The organism is Roseateles sp. P5_B10, assembly GCF_056400485.1.
Map to the genome: position 1 here is coordinate 1 of NZ_JBFULE010001419.1, position 764 is coordinate 764.

Consider the following 764-nt stretch of genomic DNA (forward strand, 5'->3'; position numbering starts at 1 on the left):
CTTCTGGTCGGCGCACAAGGCCCAGCCTTCCAGGGCCACCGGCAGCGCGTCGCCGGGGCGCGTTTGCTGCAGGAAAGTGACCGCCAGGTTGTACAGGGAGAACAGCTGCGTGGGCCGGTTGCCGAAGCGCCCGGCCAGCGCGGCGGCCTCACGCAGGTCGGCCTCGGCGGCGTCCACGTTGCCGCGCTCGGCCTGGAAGGCGCCGCGCAATTGCAGGCTGCGGGCGATCAGCATGCCGTCGCCGCGCTGCCGGCTGGCGGTGACGAACTGGTCGGCACGCGTGACAGCCGCATCGAAATGCGCGGCGGAGAACTCCAGCATGGCCAGCGATGCCAGCAGCTCCGCGCGCTCGGGGTGGGCGGGGTGGACGAGGGCCAGCGCCTCATCGCCCAGCATGCGAGCCTCGTCGATGCGGCCGTGCCGTTGCAGCGCGTCCATGCGCAGCGACAAGCCGCGCAGCCGCTGGCTGTCGTCGGTCGGCAGGGGCAGCGCGTCGAGCAGGGCGAGTGCGGCCTGGGCGCCCTCGCCGCGCACGAGATAGCGGGCGAGAGCGTGGCCCGCGTCCACCTCGACATCGGGCGGCAGTGCGGTGCCTGCGCGCAGGTCTTCCAGGCGTTGCCGGCAGGCCTCGGCCTCGGTGCGGCGGCCCAGGCCGTTTTCAGCCTCCARCAAACGGGCCAGCAGCATGGCGGCCTGGGGCGGCGTCGGCTCGTCGGCCAAGCCGTGTTGCCAGTGCCGCGCCGCTTCGCCCAGTGCCGCCAGCG

At 73.8% G+C, this 764-nt stretch carries 1 protein-coding gene; it reads right to left on the reverse strand.

Translation table 11 applies throughout. From position 1 onward, the window contains the following. On the reverse strand, positions 1-764 hold a 764-nt coding region (locus AC1DU6_RS33720), incomplete at both ends, for a hypothetical protein (RefSeq protein WP_477862728.1).